12 protein-coding genes are annotated in these 17,468 nt (G+C 55.6%); 7 read left to right on the top strand and 5 right to left on the bottom strand.

Features of this window, described 5'->3' with window-relative positions:
- Positions 1-440: 440 nt before the first annotated feature.
- From cadB to lysS, 4 genes are all read left to right on the top strand, one after another.
- Entirely contained in the window at positions 441-1,778 is a 1,338-nt protein-coding gene (cadB, locus tag ACMYSP_RS06535; protein WP_434586059.1) for a cadaverine/lysine antiporter, read from the top strand.
- A gap of 82 nt (positions 1,779-1,860) precedes the next feature.
- Complete coding sequence (gene cadA / locus ACMYSP_RS06530; RefSeq protein ID WP_434586058.1) at positions 1,861-4,008, top strand: lysine decarboxylase CadA; 2,148 nt, start codon at positions 1,861-1,863, stop codon at positions 4,006-4,008.
- A 58-nt stretch (positions 4,009-4,066) separates the two neighbouring features.
- Positions 4,067-5,530, top strand: coding sequence for a dipeptide permease DtpD (gene dtpD, locus ACMYSP_RS06525; RefSeq protein ID WP_434586057.1), 1,464 nt, complete (start codon positions 4,067-4,069; stop codon positions 5,528-5,530).
- 822 nt (positions 5,531-6,352) lie between these two features.
- Positions 6,353-7,870, top strand: coding sequence for a lysine--tRNA ligase (gene lysS, locus ACMYSP_RS06520; protein WP_434586056.1), 1,518 nt, complete (start codon positions 6,353-6,355; stop codon positions 7,868-7,870).
- 90 nt (positions 7,871-7,960) lie between these two features.
- Here lysS and ACMYSP_RS06515 read toward each other — a convergent pair whose 3' ends face one another.
- The gene (locus ACMYSP_RS06515) at positions 7,961-8,491 is read right to left on the bottom strand and encodes a phospholipase D family protein (protein ID WP_434586055.1); all 531 of its coding nucleotides are present in this window, start codon (positions 8,489-8,491) and stop codon (positions 7,961-7,963) included.
- A gap of 550 nt (positions 8,492-9,041) precedes the next feature.
- On the opposite strand from ACMYSP_RS06515, the gene ACMYSP_RS06510 reads away from it, so the two are divergent.
- The 3 genes from ACMYSP_RS06510 to ACMYSP_RS06500 are packed head-to-tail and all read left to right on the top strand — an operon-like array spanning position 9,042 to position 12,525.
- Entirely contained in the window at positions 9,042-9,965 is a 924-nt protein-coding gene (locus tag ACMYSP_RS06510; RefSeq protein ID WP_123755794.1) for a sugar ABC transporter substrate-binding protein, read from the top strand.
- Positions 9,966-9,998: 33 nt separating this feature from the next.
- The gene (locus tag ACMYSP_RS06505) at positions 9,999-11,483 is read left to right on the top strand and encodes a sugar ABC transporter ATP-binding protein (protein WP_434586054.1); all 1,485 of its coding nucleotides are present in this window, start codon (positions 9,999-10,001) and stop codon (positions 11,481-11,483) included.
- 19 nt (positions 11,484-11,502) lie between these two features.
- Positions 11,503-12,525 carry an ABC transporter permease gene (locus tag ACMYSP_RS06500; RefSeq protein ID WP_434587031.1) on the top strand — a complete coding sequence of 341 codons (1,023 nt, stop codon included), beginning with the start codon at positions 11,503-11,505 and terminating at the stop codon, positions 12,523-12,525.
- Positions 12,526-12,579: 54 nt separating this feature from the next.
- On the opposite strand, the gene ACMYSP_RS06495 is transcribed toward ACMYSP_RS06500, so the two are convergent.
- From ACMYSP_RS06495 to ACMYSP_RS06480, 4 genes are all read right to left on the bottom strand, one after another.
- Positions 12,580-14,277 (bottom strand): diguanylate cyclase domain-containing protein, encoded by a 1,698-nt coding sequence (locus ACMYSP_RS06495; RefSeq protein WP_434586053.1) that lies wholly within the window; start codon positions 14,275-14,277, stop codon positions 12,580-12,582.
- Between the two features lie 301 nt (positions 14,278-14,578).
- Positions 14,579-15,805, bottom strand: a complete 1,227-nt coding sequence (locus ACMYSP_RS06490) for a Zn-dependent hydrolase (protein ID WP_434586052.1) — start codon at positions 15,803-15,805, stop codon at positions 14,579-14,581.
- A complete protein-coding gene (locus tag ACMYSP_RS06485; RefSeq protein ID WP_434586051.1) occupies positions 15,802-16,284 on the bottom strand; it encodes an L-2-amino-thiazoline-4-carboxylic acid hydrolase in 483 nt (160 codons plus the stop codon). Before ACMYSP_RS06485 ends, ACMYSP_RS06490 begins: the two co-directional genes overlap by 4 nt.
- 17 nt (positions 16,285-16,301) lie before the next feature.
- On the bottom strand, positions 16,302-17,459 hold the full coding sequence (locus ACMYSP_RS06480) for a branched-chain amino acid ABC transporter substrate-binding protein (RefSeq protein ID WP_434586050.1): 1,158 nt from the start codon (positions 17,457-17,459) through the stop codon (positions 16,302-16,304).
- Positions 17,460-17,468: the final 9 nt, after the last annotated feature.

Genomic DNA, 17,468 nt, shown 5'->3' with positions numbered 1-17,468 from the left:
GTTCAAAGATAAATCTTGTGAGCACTGCCCAGGGCCAAAATGGCAAATAAAATAGTCTAATGGGATAAGCGCTAAGTAAACCCTCATCATGTTCAATATTATGAGCATGATGAGGTTAAATTTATGTTTCTTCTGAGCGCTTGAGTTGTTATATTTATTGAGCAATAAAACCCTCGCCAATAACACAATTCCAACATTAAATTACCCATCTAAGCTGTTGTTTTTAATCAATGTTTATCTTTTTATGATATCAACATGTCATCCTGATATGTTGCCATAAAAATGTCAAAATATCATTTGTCTGATGTTTGTGGTTATTTCACTTTATCTTTAGGACTTTTTACCTATGAATCCTTAATCTGGTTGGCAGTTGGTCGGGTCAATTAAAGGTTCTATATCATGATCTGTACCTCCAAAATAAACTTAGGAGAAAAGCAAACATGAGTTCTGCCAAGAAGATAGGGCTATTTGCCTGTACCGGCGTGGTCGCTGGTAATATGATGGGGAGCGGTATTGCACTATTACCTGCGAACCTTGCCAGCATCGGTGGTATTGCTATCTGGGGTTGGGTTATTTCTATTATTGGGGCAATGTCGCTGGCTTATGTATATGCCCGACTGGCAACCAAAAACCCACAGCAGGGTGGCCCAATTGCATATGCCGGGGAAATATCTCCCGCGTTCGGTTTCCAGACCGGTGTCCTTTATTATCATGCAAACTGGATTGGTAACCTGGCAATCGGTATTACCGCCGTCTCTTATCTTTCGACCTTCTTCCCGATTCTGAATAACCCGATTCCAGCCGGTATTGCGTGTATTGCGATCGTCTGGATATTTACCTTCGTGAATATGCTCGGCGGTACCTGGGTCAGCCGTCTGACCACCATCGGTCTGGTACTGGTATTGATTCCGGTCGTAATGACTGCGGTTATCGGCTGGCACTGGTTTGATGCAGCCACCTATCAGGCGAACTGGAACACATCCAGTACCCCGGACAGCCACGCGGTTATCAAAAGTATTCTGCTCTGCCTGTGGGCCTTCGTGGGTGTTGAATCCGCGGCCGTCAGTACCGGTATGGTGAAAAACCCGAAACGCACCGTTCCGCTGGCAACCATGCTCGGTACCGCAATGGCTGGTGTGGTTTATATCGCGGCAACTCAGGTTATCGCCGGTATGTACCCTGCCGCTCAGATGGCGGCTTCCGGTGCACCGTTCGCCATCAGTGCTTCGACTATTCTCGGTGGCTGGGCTGCGCCAGTGGTTTCCGCTTTCACCGCCTTCGCCTGTCTGACATCTCTCGGTTCCTGGATGATGCTGGTGGGCCAGGCCGGTGTACGTGCCGCTAACGACGGTAACTTCCCGAAAGTGTATGGCGAAGTTGATAACAACGGTATCCCGAAAAAAGGCCTGCTGCTGGCCGCGGTGAAAATGACCGCGCTGATGGTGCTGATCACGCTGATGAACTCCAGCGGTGGTAAAGCGTCTGACCTGTTCGGTGAGCTGACCGGTATCGCGGTACTGCTGACCATGCTGCCTTACTTCTACTCCTGCGTTGACCTGATTCGCTTCGAAGGCATTAACATTCGCAACCTTGTCAGCCTGATTTGTTCCGTACTGGGCTGTGCGTTCTGCTTCATCGCCCTGATGGGGGCAAGCTCCTTCGAACTGGCCGGTACCTTTATCGTCAGCCTGATCATCCTGATGTTCTACGGTCGCAAAATGCACCAGCGTCAGCACGAAAATGACAACACTGACAGCTCTACCGCCAGCGCACATTAATCAGTAACCCCTTTTCCTGGAGCTCCTTCCTGCACCTGTCACCACGTGACGGGAGGGGCTCTCCATATCTGGAGATTCGACTATGAACGTTATCGCAATCATGAATCACATGGGCGTCTACTTTAAAGAAGAGCCTATCCGTGAACTGCATCGCGCCCTTGAACGCCTGGACTTCCGTATTGTCTATCCGAACGACCGCGAAGATTTACTGAAGCTGATCGAAAACAACGCCCGCCTGTGCGGCGTGATCTTCGACTGGGATAAGTACAATCTCGAACTGTGCGAAGAAATCAGCAAACTGAACGAATATATGCCGCTGTATGCTTTCGCCAACACCTATTCAACGCTGGACGTCAGCCTTAACGATCTGCGGATGCAGGTGCGCTTCTTCGAATATGCACTGGGCGCCGCTGACGATATCGCCGATAAAATCAAACAGAATACCGATGAATACATCGATACTATTCTGCCGCCGCTGACCAAAGCGCTGTTCAAATATGTCCGTGAAGGCAAATATACCTTCTGTACCCCTGGCCACATGGGCGGTACTGCCTTCCAGAAAAGCCCGGTAGGTAGCATCTTCTATGACTTCTTTGGTTCTAACACCATGAAGTCTGATATCTCGATTTCCGTCTCTGAACTGGGTTCACTGCTGGATCACAGCGGCCCGCACAAAGAAGCGGAAGAGTATATTGCGCGTGTCTTCAACGCGGAACGCAGCTACATGGTGACCAACGGTACTTCAACCGCGAACAAAATCGTCGGTATGTACTCTGCTCCGGCCGGCAGCACCGTGCTGATTGACCGTAACTGCCACAAATCGCTGACGCATCTGATGATGATGAGCGACATTACGCCGATTTACTTCCGCCCGACCCGTAACGCTTACGGGATCCTCGGTGGTATTCCGCAGAGCGAATTCCAGCACGCGACCATCGCCAAACGTGTGAAAGAGACGCCGAATGCCACCTGGCCGGTGCACGCGGTTATCACCAACTCCACCTATGATGGTCTGCTGTACAACACTGACTTCATCAAGAAAACGCTGGATGTGAAATCCATCCACTTTGACTCCGCCTGGGTGCCTTACACCAACTTCTCGCCAATCTATGCCGGGAAATGCGGGATGAGCGGTGGCCGTGTTGAAGGGAAAGTGATTTACGAAACCCAGTCTACGCACAAACTGCTGGCGGCATTCTCTCAGGCTTCGATGATTCACGTAAAAGGTGATGTCAACGAAGAGACCTTCAACGAAGCCTATATGATGCACACCACCACCTCTCCGCATTACGGTGTAGTGGCATCAACGGAAACCGCTGCCGCAATGATGAAGGGCAACGCCGGTAAACGTCTGATTGATGGCTCTATCGAACGTTCTATCAAGTTCCGTAAAGAGATCAAACGTCTGAAAGGCGAGTCTGAAGGCTGGTTCTTCGATGTCTGGCAGCCGGAACATATCGATGGCCCGGAATGCTGGCCGCTGCGCTCCGATAGCGCATGGCACGGTTTCAAAAACATCGATAACGAACACATGTACCTCGACCCGATCAAAGTCACTCTGCTGACTCCGGGGATGAAGAAAGACGGCACCATGGATGAGTTCGGTATTCCGGCGAGCATCGTGGCGAAATACCTCGACGAACACGGCATCGTGGTTGAGAAAACCGGTCCGTACAACCTGCTGTTCCTGTTCAGCATCGGGATCGACAAAACCAAAGCACTGAGTCTGCTGCGTGCGCTGACCGACTTCAAACGTGCCTTCGACCTGAACCTGCGTGTGAAAAACATGCTGCCGTCACTGTATCGTGAAGATCCAGAGTTCTATGAAAACATGCGTGTTCAGGAACTGGCGCAGAACATTCACAAACTGATCTCGCACCACAACCTGCCGGACCTGATGTTCCGCGCATTCGAAGTGCTACCGGCCATGGTGGTCACGCCATACGCTGCGTTCCAGAAAGAGCTGCACGGTAAAACTGAAGAAGTGTATCTCGAAGAGATGGTTGGCCGTGTCAATGCCAACATGATCCTGCCGTATCCTCCGGGAGTACCGCTGGTTATGCCGGGTGAAATGATCACCGAAGAGAGCCGTCCGGTCCTGGAATTCCTGCAGATGCTGTGCGAAATCGGCGCCCACTACCCGGGCTTCGAAACCGACATCCACGGAGCCTATCGTCAGGCGGATGGTCGTTACACCGTTAAAGTGCTGCAAGAAGAAAACAATAAGTAATTGAAGCTCCAGGGGAAGTGGCTTGCCACTTCCCTTTTTTCACGCTGCAGGAGACCTCATGAAAACACCCTCACAACCGCGCGCGATCTATTACATCGTAGCGATCCAAATCTGGGAATACTTCAGCTTTTACGGCATGCGTGCCTTACTCATCCTCTATCTCACCCATCAACTTGGCTTTGATGACAGCCACGCCATCAGTCTGTTCAGTGCTTACGCTTCTCTGGTTTACGTGACCCCCATTCTCGGCGGCTGGCTTGCCGACCGCCTGCTCGGCAATCGCACGGCAGTTATTGCCGGCGCGCTCTTGATGACGCTCGGCCATGTGGTGCTGGGCGTTGAATCCGATGCCACCTGGAGCTTGTACCTCGCGCTGGCGATCATTATCTGCGGCTATGGTCTGTTCAAATCCAACATCAGCTGTTTGCTTGGCGAGATGTACGCCACCGACGATCGTCGACGTGACGGCGGTTTTTCACTGCTGTACGCGGCGGGGAACGTGGGCTCCATCGCGGCGCCGATTGCCTGCGGCCTGACGGCGCAATGGTACGGCTGGCATATCGGTTTTGCGCTGGCGGGGATTGGTATGTTTATCGGGCTACTGATTTTCCTGAGCGGCCATCGGCATTTCAGCCACACCCGCGGCGTCGACAAACAGGCGCTGTGCGCGGTGAAATTTGTGTTGCCGACCTGGGGCTGGCTGGTGGTGATGCTGTGCGTCGCGCCGGTTTTCTTCACGCTGCTGCTGGAAAATAACTGGTCTGGCTATCTGCTGGCTATCGTCTGCGTGTTCGCCGCCCAGATGGTGGCGCGGATTATGATCTCCTCCCCGCAGCACCGCCGCGCGCTGTGGCAAATCGTACTGTTGATGCTGACCGGCACCCTGTTCTGGGTTCTGGCGCAGCAGGGCGGCAGTTCGATCAGCCTGTTTATCGATCGTTTTGTCGATCGCCATCTGCTGAATATTGAAGTGCCGACGGCGCTGTTCCAGTCGGTGAATGCGGTGGCGGTGATGGCTGCAGGGGTGGTGCTGGCGTGGCTGATGCGCCCGGAAGGCAGCACCCGCTCGGCGCTTCGCGTCTGGCTGAAGTTTGCCTTTGGGCTGGTGCTGATGGGCTGCGGGTTTATGGTGCTGGCCCTCAACGCCCGTCACGGTGCCGCCGATGGTCAGGCCTCAATGGGGCTGATGGTCACCGGACTGGCGCTGATGGGGTTTGCCGAACTGTTTATCGATCCGGTGGCGATGGCGCAGATCACCCGCCTGAATATGCCTGGGGTGACCGGCGTGCTGACCGGGATTTATATGCTGGCGACCGGGGCCGTTGCTAACTGGCTGGCAGGGATCGTCGCGCAACAGACCACCGAATCACAGCTCAGCGAGACGGCAATTACCGCCTGGCAGCATTTCTTCTCGCAAATCGGGGAATGGACGCTGGGGTGTGTCGCGATCATTGTCATCCTGGCCTTCGGCGCGGTCTTCAGCGTGGGTAAACGCCGGGTCACCGACGGCGCAAGCCTGTAGCCCGGTCAGCGTAGCGCCACCGGGGGAATCCTTGGGGGCAAACAGGTGGTTGTCCCGGAGGCGGCGCGTTGCGCCTTGTCCGGGCTACCAATAGTGCAAGCCCGTAGCCCGGTCAGCGTAGCGCCACCGGGGGAATCCTGGGGGGCAAACTGGCCGCTGTCCCGGAGGCGGCGCGTAGCGCCTTGTCCGGGCTACCAATAGTGCAAGCCCGTAGCCCGGTCAGCGTAGCGCAACCGGGAGAATCCAGGGGCAAACTGGCCGCTGTCCCGGAGGCGGCACGTAGCGCCTTGTCCGGGCTACCAATAGTGCAAGCCTGTAGCCCGGTCAGCGTAGCGCCACCGGGGGAATCCTGGGGGCAAACAGGTGGTTGTCCCGGAGGCGGCGCGTAGCGCCTTGTCCGGGCTACCAATAGTGCAAGCCCGTAGCCCGGTCAGCGTAGCGCCACCGGGAGAACCCTGGGGGCAAACAGGTGGTTGTCCCGGAGGCGGCGCGTTGCGCCTTGTCCGGGCTACCAATAGTGCCCGGTCATGCCGTTGCAAGGCGCACGCCGATCTGCGCCTTGCATCATTCATCTGTTAGGAGGAGGATATTCTGGCGGTACGGTTAGCCAGTGAATGAAAAAGCTTTAATTCTTTAATTGCTGAGTGATATCAGCCTTAAGTAAAGCCAGGATCGTAAATATTCTATCGTTCGCTCTTTGGCGATAACGTCTGAGAGTGGCGGCGTACTGGTGCAGAGACCCGCACGCACCAGGCTGAGCCGGATAGTGGCCTGGTTCAATTTATCGAAGCAAGATTGAAAGCAGGGTTATGAGGAACCAACATGTCTGAACAACAAGCACAAAGTGCCGATGAGGCAATTGACCTTAATAATGAACTGAAAACCCGCCGTGAAAAGCTGGCTGCGCTGCGTGAGCAGGGCATCCCGTTCCCGAACGATTTTCGTCGTGACCATACGTCTGACCAACTGCATGCTGAATTCGATGGCAAGGATAACGACGCGCTCACCTCGTTGGATATTGAAGTCTCGGTAGCGGGTCGTATGATGACGCGCCGCATCATGGGGAAAGCCTCCTTTGTCACCTTGCAGGACGTTGGCGGCCGCATCCAGCTGTACGTGGCGCGCGACGATCTGCCGGAAGGCATCTACAACGAACAGTTTAAAAAGTGGGACCTCGGCGACATCATCGCCGCACGCGGTAAGCTGTTTAAAACCCAGACCGGCGAACTCTCGATCCACTGCACCGAACTGCGCCTGCTGACCAAAGCCCTGCGCCCGCTGCCGGACAAATTCCACGGCCTGCAGGATCAGGAAGTTCGCTACCGTCAGCGCTACCTGGATCTGATCGCCAACGACGAATCGCGTCACACCTTTAAAGTCCGTTCGCAGATCCTCGCGACGATGCGCCAGTTCATGGTCGCCCGTGGCTTTATGGAAGTCGAAACCCCGATGATGCAGGTGATCCCCGGCGGCGCGTCTGCCCGTCCGTTCATCACCCATCACAACGCGCTGGATATGGACATGTACCTGCGTATCGCGCCGGAACTGTACCTGAAGCGTCTGGTGGTAGGTGGTTTTGAGCGCGTGTTCGAAATCAACCGTAACTTCCGTAACGAAGGGATCTCCGTTCGCCATAATCCAGAATTCACCATGATGGAACTGTACATGGCGTATGCGGATTACAAAGATCTGATCGAGCTGACCGAATCGCTGTTCCGTACTCTGGCACAAACCGTGTTGGGTAAAACGCAGGTGCCTTATGGCGAGCAGACCTTCGATTTCGGCAAGCCGTTTGAAAAACTGACCATGCGCGAGGCTATCAAGAAATACCGTCCGGAAACCGAAATGGCGGATCTGGATAACTTCGACGCGGCGAAAGCCATCGCCGAATCCATCGGCATTAATGTTGAGAAGAGCTGGGGCCTGGGCCGTATCGTCACCGAGATCTTTGACGAAGTGGCGGAAGCGCACCTGATTCAACCCACCTTTATTACCGAATATCCGGCAGAAGTTTCTCCGCTGGCGCGTCGTAATGACGAGAACCCGGAGATCACCGACCGCTTTGAGTTCTTTATCGGCGGGCGTGAAATCGGTAACGGCTTTAGCGAGCTGAACGATGCGGAAGACCAGGCGCAGCGTTTCCAGGATCAGGTCAACGCGAAAGCGGCCGGTGACGACGAAGCGATGTTCTACGACGAAGACTACGTGACGGCGCTGGAATATGGCCTGCCGCCGACTGCGGGTCTGGGGATTGGTATTGACCGGATGGTGATGCTGTTCACCAACAGCCATACCATCCGCGACGTGATCCTGTTCCCGGCGATGCGTCCGCAGAAATAAACGGCTCTGAAAGACCACGCCCCTTGCGTATTTATGGCGAGGGGCGTTTGTGAACATCCCCCACGCCTAACCCTACCAACCTGCACGACCTTAACCAGCGTAGGCAACGCCCTGGGCCCAGCGGGATTGCCAGTGGGCGATAAACTGTCGGGTCAGCGCCTTCTGATGATGGATAACCACGACGTTTTCGCTGTTCTCCGTTTCGGCGGACGGGGCATAGTTAAATGACCCGGTTTCCACGGTGTCGCCATCGGCAATCATCATCTTGTCGTGCTGAATGTGATAGTGGCCGTCCACCCGCAGCGCCACGCCGCCCTCAACAACATATTTCATCATGGCCTGGCTGGCCTTTACGCGATTACGTTTTTTATCGACCACGATCTGCACATTCACTCCGCGGGCCGCGGCGGCTACCAGCGCGCGGGCGATATCGGGTGCCTGAAACGCGTAGGCGATCATCTGGATCGAGGTGTGGGCCTGGTTGATAGTGTGCAGCACCAGCGTCCGGGCCGAGCCTTCCGGTGAAAAACCCACTTCAATATCTGGCGCAGCCTGCGCCAGCGCGGGCAGGGTGAGCGCCACGGTCAACAGGGTGAGCTTAAGCGAAAATCGACGGGACATGGCAGGTTGCCTGCACCAAATGATGACGGAAGCGAGCAGTCTATGCCTCTGCGCCGGCTTTGGGAACCTCACCGTCACGGCTGGGTAAAAATGGCGCATGGCGTTTCAATTAACCTTGTAGTGAGTGTGTGAAATCTTCTTTGGTTAAATGCCACCTGCCGGGCGCTGACTTGTGCGCAATCTGTAACCTGCCTCTCATTTTTTGCTCGTTTATGCAGCAATGTTAGATATCTGTCAAAGTTCTGTTACCAGGCGGTTTTAAAATTTTCATTTCAGTTATTTAATTATAAAAGTTTCATATTTGATGTTAATGAAACAAAACAACTGAATTGAGGCTGTCGACAAATCGCATGGTTAATGAACTACTGTTTTAATAATTCATTAAAAATCAACTGAATTTAGCAGTATTCATAAACATGAACAAAAACAGGGTCCTCAGAGGCCGTCCCTCTGTTCCTGGCGTCGATCGGCATCAGAAAGCGACATGACGAAATGAATTTTTCATTTTATCTCAATGCACCGGCAAATCACCGAACCCCAAGGATCAACTATGAACATCAAGAAAACGATTGTTGCCTCTTTGTTAATCTGTATGTTGCCCGCCGCCGTGATGGCCAAAGACCTTTCCGTGGGCGTCTCGATGGCGCTTTTCGATGATAACTTCCTGACTATTCTGCGTACCGCGATGCAGAAAGAGATGCAAAAAGAGGGCGTGAAATCGCAGGTTGAAGATGCCAAGGGCGATGTCGCGCAGCAGCTTCAGCAGGTGCAGAACTTCATAGGCCAGGGTGTCGATGCGATCATTGTCAATCCGGTCGATACCAACGCGGTGAAACCGATTATTGACCAGGCGACTAAAGCCGGTATTCCGCTGGTGTTCGTTAACCGTCGTCCGCAGGTGCCGCTGACCGACAAAATGGCCTACGTCGGCTCCGATTCTGTGCTGGCCGGCCGTCTGCAAATGGAAGCGCTGGCGAAAGCAATGAACGGCAAAGGCAACGTGGCGATTCTGCTGGGCGACCTGGCTAACGAATCTACCCGTGACCGCACCAAAGGGGTGGAAGAGGTTGTCGCAAAATACCCGGATATCAAAATCGTCCAGAAACAGACGGCCAAGTTTATGCGCAACGATGCCGTGGACGTGGTGAGTAACTGGATGACCAGCGGGGAAGATATTCAGGCCATCGCCTCCAACAACGATGAGATGGCGATCGGCGCGCTGCAGGCGTTGGGCAGCAACCCGAACCACATCCTGATTGCCGGCGTCGATGGCACCCCAGATGCGTTACAGATGCTGAAAAACGGCAAGATGATCGCCACCATTTTCCAGGACGCGAAAGGGCAGGGCGAAGGCGCGGTGGATGCGGCGGTGAAACTGGCCAACGGCGAGAAGGTCGAAAAAATCATCGATGTGCCTTACCAGCTGATTACCAAAGAGAATATGTCTGACTTCGTCAGCCGTAACCAAAAATAATCAGGCCGGGAACGGCGGTACGGAGGGTGAGATATGAACGCTTTTGCACTTGAAGCCGAAGGTATCAGCAAGTTCTTTCCCGGCGTGAAGGCGCTCGACAATGTCTCATTACGCGTGCGTCCGGGAACGGTGCACGCGCTGATGGGGGAAAATGGCGCTGGAAAATCCACGTTGATGAAGTGCCTGATTGGGATTTACCGTCCCGATAAAGGCGCGATTCGGGTGAAGGGGGAGCCGGTGCAGTTCCAGGATACGATGGATGCGCTGCGCTCGGGGATCTCCATGATCCACCAGGAGCTGAATCTGGTGCCGCATATGACCGTGGCAGAGAATATCTGGCTGGGTCGGGAGCCGATGAAATACGGCTTTGTCGACCATCGTCAGCTGACCCGTCAGACGCAGGCGTTGCTCAATAAACTGAACATCCGCCTCTCCGCCGAGGCGCTGGTGGGCGACCTGAGCATTGCCGCCCAGCAGATGGTGGAGATTGCCAAAGCGGTGTCGTGGAATGCCGATATCGTGATTATGGATGAACCGACTTCTGCGCTGACCGAAGGGGAAGTGGCCCACCTGTTCACGATCATTCGTGATTTACGCGAGCAGGGCAAAGCCATTATCTACATCAGCCATAAGATGGACGAGATTTTCACCATTACCGATGAAATTAGCGTCTTTCGTGATGGCGCCTGGGTCAGCAGTAAACAGACGGCGGAATTTACCCGCCAGTCGTTGATTACCCAGATGGTGGGCCGCGAATTAACCCAGCTGTTCCCGAAATTCAATAACACCATTGGCGAGGATGTTTTAACGGTTCGGCATCTGTCGCGCAAAGGGTATTTCGATGACATTAACTTCAGCGTCCGGCGGGGGGAGATCCTCGGGGTCGCGGGGCTGGTCGGCGCCGGACGAAGCGAGGTGATGGAAAGCCTGTTTGGTATGACCCACTTTGACAGCGGCGATGTGCTGATTGATGGCCTGCCGGTCACGATTAGCTCGCCTTCCGTGGCGATCGAAAACGGGATGGCGCTACTGACCGAAGACCGCAAAAAATCCGGGCTGTTCCTGGTGCTCTCGGTGATGGAGAACATGAGCATCGTCAATATGCCGGAATATGTTGGCAAGAGCGGGTTCGTCAAACATATGAAGATGGCGGAAGACTGCATGGAACAGATCCGTCGGCTGAATATTAAAACCCCGACCATGGATCAGATTATTAATAACCTCAGCGGCGGCAACCAGCAAAAGGTCTTAATTGCCCGCTGGCTGTTAGCGCAGCCGAAAATATTAATACTCGATGAACCCACCCGCGGCATTGACGTGGGGGCGAAAGCTGAAATTTATCATTTGATTAGCGAGCTGGCGAACCGCGGTGTCGCCGTCATTATGGTCTCTTCAGAACTCCCGGAAATTCTTGGCATGAGTGACCGCGTGATGGTCATGCACGAAGGGCGGATCACCGGCATCCTCAATAAAGACGAGGCCGATCAGGAAACCATTTTGTCGTTGGCATCCCATTGAGGCGTAGAGAATGAGCAATATGAAATTGACCGCAGCACCGGCAACTGAGCGTCCCTCTTTTCTGGGCAATTTGCGCCATAAACTGCCGAAAGATACCGGAATATTTATCGTCATGGTGGCGATTGCCCTGACCTTTGAAATTGCCGGCTGGTTTGTCCGGGATCAGTCTTTCCTGATGAACACCAACCGACTGATCCTGATTGTCCTGCAGGTGGCGATTATCGGGATTATTGCCGTGGGGGTAACCCAGGTCATTATTACCACCGGGATAGACCTTTCCTCCGGCTCGGTGATTGCCCTCGCGGCCGTGGTGGCGGCCAGCCTGGCGCAAACCTCGGACAGCCTGTCACCGATGTTTCCTGCGCTGGTGAATCTCCCTGCGGTGATCCCGATTTGCGCCGGGATTGGCGTGGGGCTGCTGTGCGGGCTGACCAACGGTTTTCTGGTTACCCGCACCGGTATTCCGCCGTTTATCGCCACCCTCGGGATGATGGTCTCTGCACGTGGTCTGGCACAGTATTACACCCAGGGAAACCCGATTAGCTTCCTGTCCGACAGCTTTACCTCGATTGGTCAGGGCGCGATGCCGGTAATTATCTTCTTCGTGATTGCCGCCCTGTTTCACATTGCGCTGAAGCATACCCGCTACGGTAAATATGTGTACGCCATCGGCGGAAACATGACCTCGGCAAAAGTGTCCGGCATCAACGTAAATAAGTACCTGGTGATCGTCTATACCATCGCCGGGGCGCTGTCTGGCCTTGCCGGTGTGGTGCTGGCGGCGCGCGTTAGCAGCGGCCAGTCGAGCATGGGGATGTCCTATGAACTGGATGCCATCGCCGCGGCGGTGATCGGCGGCAGCAGCCTGATGGGCGGGGTCGGGCGAATTACCGGCACCCTGATTGGCGCGATGATCCTCGGCTTAATTAAAAGCGGCTTCACCTTTGTCGGCGTGGATGCTTACGTTCAGGATATTATCAAAGGGGTTATTATCGTCGCCGCGGTGACGATTGATATGCGCCGTAACCGTAAGAAGCATTGATCGACCGGGCCGCAGATCCTGGCGTGATGCCGGGTTCTGCGGCTCTGGCGGCACTCAGGGGAGGCCGCAAATCCGGTCGCGGCCGCTGTTTTTGGCTTTATACAACTCGCTGTCGGCCTGCGACAGCAGCTCGGTCAACGGGCACTGCCAGCCCCGGGATACGCCAAAACTGGCGGTGACTTTAAAGGTGTGATTCCCGGTAGTATGGAACGTCAGCTTGCGGATTTCCTGCTGAATGGTAGTGGCGTAACGGGCAACCTCATCCGCGGTTTTGGCTAGCAGCAGCACCGCAAACTCTTCTCCCCCCAGACGTCCCACCACGTCCTCCGGGCGGCTGCACTTCTGCAAGGTATTCGCGAGAGCAACCAGAACCTCATCACCCATCGGGTGTCCCCAGTTATCGTTAATCGACTTAAAGCGATCGACATCCAGCATGATTAACCACGCCGGAAGCGCTTTGCTGGACTGGCTGATGCGGGCATTGGCCTGGTTGGTAAAGGCCCGACGATTATACAGGTGGGTCAGCGGGTCTTCTTCCGACTCACGCTGGTACTGACGGCTGCGCAGGGCATCTTCATGCAGTTTTTCCCCTAAAGTACCCAGGGATGAAAACAGTTCCTGTACCTCTTCGGCGGTATCGTCATCGATCTGCACATGCAGCTGTTTGCCGGCAATCAACGCCGCGGCGATATCGTTTAAACGCAGAATCGGGCGCAAGACTCGCGAACGAATATAGAAAATCATCGCGATAGTCAGGGCATAGATCAGCCCCAGCACCACCAGACGCAGGAGGAAATTCCGCAATGCCTGATGCTCGGCGGCGGTGTAGTGATCCTTAACGCCGGTCATATAGGTATCGAGTAAATTGTCGAAAGAGCTGAGGCTGGCGTGGTAGAGAGTGGCAAAACCTTCGGCATCCACGCTGTAGGGTATGCCCTTATCACTCTCCGTTTTTAGCTGGTTAATTAAGGCAATACCCTCCTTTTCGAAAGCGCGGCGTGTCGTATCCAGCTTACTCTGGAACATCGGCAGGTAGGTGGATTCATCGCCCTGGGTTTGCAGTATCCACCAGGCGGTATTGATTCTCTCGATACCACGGATCAGCGCTTCCCGGTTGGCCTGGGGGATTGGGGTATGGGTGGCGAGCGGAATTAACACCTGTGAGCCCAGCCGGCCCGTGGCGTCACGCAACTCTCCCAGGGCCTGAGCGCGCAGAATCGGGCCGAGGGCGCTGGGCTCCAGCAGGAGAAACTCAGAGGTTCGCTCAAACAGCGCCCTATGGTAAAAGTCGGTGGCCACGACCATATCGAGAATCGTGTGGTTGGCGGTATCCGGGTCGCTCAGTACCTGGGTACGGAAGGCGCTGGCAAGGAGACGGGAATGCTCCAGCTGTTTTACCATATCCACCATCAGGGCCGGTGAGAGCAGGTCTTTTGGGATCGTCTGCAGGTCGCGGTCGGTGATTTTTTGGTGTTCGATAAGCGCCTGCCAGCGCTGTTCTTTTTCTGCCGCCGGGCTAAGCACCAGCTCATTGACAAAAGCACGCTCGCCGGCCAGGTCATTGGAGACCTGCAGCACACGGTAAAAAACATCAAACTGGATGACGTTGTTATGGGCGCTTTTCCACATCGACCATGAACCGGAAAGGAGCCAGAAGGACGTTATGGTGGTTAAAAAAATTGTCGCCAGCGCGGAGCCCCAGATATAGCGCAGGACATTGGACGATGTTGTGGATTTCTTTTTAGTTTTCACACGTACCCGAAGCGTCAGCAGTAAAAAAGAACAAATTGAGCGTGGTTACACGAGATCACAATGACGAGCTGTGGCGTTATCTACGCTCAGTGACTCTACTATATGTTATCTATTGCCTGATCTTAGCAGAAAATACAGAAATAAATGTGTTTTAGGCGATAGGGTTAAACAATATAACTTATTGTTTTGATTTAGTTATGCTTGATGTTGTCGATCCCTGAACGCAGGTAGCGAACATCGTGGCGCAACTGAGGGTCGTCATGGCACCGGGTGGCGCCATGACGACCAAGAGACAGGATGGTTACTTTTGCGACGCGGCGAGCACCAGGCTGTGCAGCAGCACGTTGGCCCCTTTCTCTGCCCAGGCGGGCTGAATGTTCTCCGCTTCGTTATGACTCACCCCCTTCTCGCAAGGGATAAAAATCATGCTGGCGGGCGCAACCTTGCTGATATAGCAGGTATCGTGGCCGGCGCCGGAGACCATCGGTCTGGCGCTGTAGCCCAGCGCCGCGACCGCCTGCTCGCTACGTGCGAGGCACCCGGCATCAAAGGAAATGGGGGCGTAATCGAAAATCCGCTCGACGTTTGCCGCCACGCCGCGCGCTGCCAGCGCTTCAGCGGCACGATGCAGCGCCAGCTCCATAGCTTCCAGCGCCGGGGTCTGCGGATGGCGAAACTCGACGCTGCACTCCACGCGTCCCGGCACTACATTGCGCGAGCCTGGGATCACCTGCACCATCCCGATGGTCGCCCGGCCGTCGGGGTGGTGAGCGATGCCGATTTGCTCAACCGCCAGCGCCAGTTCGGCGAAGGCGGTCAACGCATCGCGACGGCTGCCCATCGGCGTGGTTCCGGCGTGGGCGGAAAAACCCTCCAGCGAGACGTTGAACCAACGCTGGCCCATCGCCGCGTGGACGAGGCCGATATCAATACCTTCCTCTTCCAGAATCGGTCCCTGTTCGATATGCACTTCGTAGCAGGCGTGCAGCGGGAAGGCGGCGGTCGGGCGGTCGCCGCGATAGCCGATAGCCTCCAGCGCCGCGCCGACGCTGATGCCATCGCGATCTTCTCGGGCCAGCGCGAAGGCTTCGCTGAACTGCCCGGCCCAGACGCCGGAGGCGAGCATCGCCGGGGCAAAGCGCGCGCCTTCCTCGTTCGTCCAGTTGACCAGCAGAATATCGCGTTCGGTCTCAACGCCGCGATCGTTAAGCGTGCGCAGCGCTTCCAGTCCGGCCAGCACGCCGTAAATACCGTCATAGCGGCCGCCGAGCGGTTGAGAATCGACGTGTGAGCCGGTCAACACCGGGGCCAGCTGCGAATTTTTACCGGCGCGGCGGATAAACATATTGCCCATGCTATCGACTTCGCAGGGAAAACCGGCCTCACGCGCCCACTCGCGCAGCAGGTCGCGCGCCCGGCGATCCTCGTCGCTGAGCGTCAGTCGGGTCACGCCACCGGCCGGCGTGGCACCAATCCTCGCCATATCGTTAAGCGTTGACCACAGGCGCTCGCCGTTGACGGTTATCATGGTTTGTCCTTTTTCACGCGATAGCGAAAGTCGCAGCACGAGCCGCCCTGCATAATGGTGGTGGTGCGGGTCAACTCCACCTCCGGCGCGTAGCCGACGATAAATTTGTCATCGCGGGCGCAGGAGAGCAGGTGGCCAATCTCCCCCAGCCCCATCTCGTGATACATCTCGGCGTAACGGCAGCGGTTGACGTTGTAGTTATACTGCTGGTCGTCGGCGTCCAGCACCTTGACCTCCAGGGCGTTGTCTTTCTCCCACAGATATTGCAGGGCGACAAAGCTCTGGATATTCGCGCCGTCAGGTTCCTGACTGGCAAAGGTTTTTCCCGCCTCAATGGCGGCGTTTTCAATGGCTTCGCCGATGACGGCCTGGGCGCGCGCTTTACCTATCTCGCGCACCAGGATGTCGTAAATCGGCTTGATTATTTCTGCTTCAATTTTGCGGCGGGCGAGAATGCCCAGCTCATTATTATCACTCATCACATTGCCTCACTGCGTTACTGCGTTTTTGCGCCGCCGAGTACGGTTTGCGGCTGCCATTTACCGTCGACGACTTTGTAAACGGTAAAGGTTGGCGCTTTCAGGTTGCCCTCTTTATCAAAGGCGATTTGTCCGGTGACGCCGGAATAGCTAATGGCGCGTAGCGCGGGCAGATAGTCGGCCGGGTCGACGGAGTCGGCTTTTTCCATCGCTGCGACCAGCACGCGGGTGGCGTCGTAGGCGAACGGGGCATGTAGTTCGATGTGGGTGTGGTAGCGTGCCTGATAGGCTTGTTCGAACGCTTTGCCGCCGGGCATCTGGTCGACCGGCAGTCCCGGCTCCAGTGCGACCACGCCGTCGCCCTCTTTCTGCGCCAGCTGGAGGAAGGTCTGGCTGACAAAACCGCCCGCGCCCATCAGAGTGGCGTTCATGCCCAACTGTTTGATGCGGCGCGCCAGCGGTGCGGCCTGGCTATCGACGCCGCCGAAGAAAATCAGGTCGGCATTTTTGCTGCGAATGGCGGTCAGTACGGCGCTGAAGTCCACGGTTTTGTCGTCAACGTACTGGCGATCGACGATTTTTATTCCCTGCGCTTCCAGCGACTTAATAAACTCATCCGCCAGTCCCTGACCGAAGGCGGTACGGTCATCGATGACCGCAATGCGTTTAGCTTTCAGGGTTTGTACCGCGTACTGTCCGGCAAACTGGCCGCCGTCATCGTCGTGGCCCATGACGCGGAAGCTGGTGTCGAATCTTTGTTTAGTATAGGCGTGCCCGGTGGCGACCGGCGCCACCTGGGCAATCCCGGCATCATGATAGACGCGCGCGGCGGGAATGCTGGTGCCGGTGTTCCAGTGACCGACTACGCCAGCGACGCCGCTGTCGACCAGGCGCTGGGCGACGGCAACGGCAGTACGCGGGTCGGACTGATCGTCTTCGGATTGCAGCTTGAAGGTTACCGCTTTGCCGCCGATGGTCGGGTGCTGCTTGTTGATGTCGTCAATGGCGAGCTGCGCGCCGTTTTCCAGGTCCTTACCGATACGTGCGGAAGGGCCGGTCAGCGGACCCGCCAGGCCAATGATGACGGTTTCTTGTGCCTGCGCCCACGCGGCGGATGAGGCAAAACCACTGAGCAGAATAGCGGCACTGAGCGCACTGATTTTTACTGTTTTCATTGTTTTTCC

Source organism: Klebsiella sp. R390 (assembly GCF_051131745.1).
In the GTDB taxonomy this organism is placed as follows: Bacteria; Pseudomonadota; Gammaproteobacteria; order Enterobacterales; family Enterobacteriaceae; genus Klebsiella.
This window is presented reverse-complemented; position numbering and strand designations above follow the sequence as displayed.

Bases quoted from the DNA above. Each gene is read 5' to 3' on its own strand.
- cadB (WP_434586059.1), top strand. From the start codon at position 441: ATGAGTTCTGCCAAGAAGATAGGGCTATTTGCCTGTACCGGCGTGGTC.
- cadA (WP_434586058.1), top strand. From the start codon at position 1,861: ATGAACGTTATCGCAATCATGAATCACATGGGCGTCTACTTTAAAGAA.
- dtpD (WP_434586057.1), top strand. From the start codon at position 4,067: ATGAAAACACCCTCACAACCGCGCGCGATCTATTACATCGTAGCGATC.
- lysS (WP_434586056.1), top strand. From the start codon at position 6,353: ATGTCTGAACAACAAGCACAAAGTGCCGATGAGGCAATTGACCTTAAT.
- ACMYSP_RS06515 (WP_434586055.1), bottom strand. From the start codon at position 8,491: ATGTCCCGTCGATTTTCGCTTAAGCTCACCCTGTTGACCGTGGCGCTC.
- ACMYSP_RS06510 (WP_123755794.1), top strand. From the start codon at position 9,042: ATGAACATCAAGAAAACGATTGTTGCCTCTTTGTTAATCTGTATGTTG.
- ACMYSP_RS06505 (WP_434586054.1), top strand. From the start codon at position 9,999: ATGAACGCTTTTGCACTTGAAGCCGAAGGTATCAGCAAGTTCTTTCCC.
- ACMYSP_RS06500 (WP_434587031.1), top strand. From the start codon at position 11,503: ATGAAATTGACCGCAGCACCGGCAACTGAGCGTCCCTCTTTTCTGGGC.
- ACMYSP_RS06490 (WP_434586052.1), bottom strand. From the start codon at position 15,805: ATGATAACCGTCAACGGCGAGCGCCTGTGGTCAACGCTTAACGATATG.
- ACMYSP_RS06485 (WP_434586051.1), bottom strand. From the start codon at position 16,284: ATGAGTGATAATAATGAGCTGGGCATTCTCGCCCGCCGCAAAATTGAA.
- ACMYSP_RS06480 (WP_434586050.1), bottom strand. From the start codon at position 17,459: ATGAAAACAGTAAAAATCAGTGCGCTCAGTGCCGCTATTCTGCTCAGT.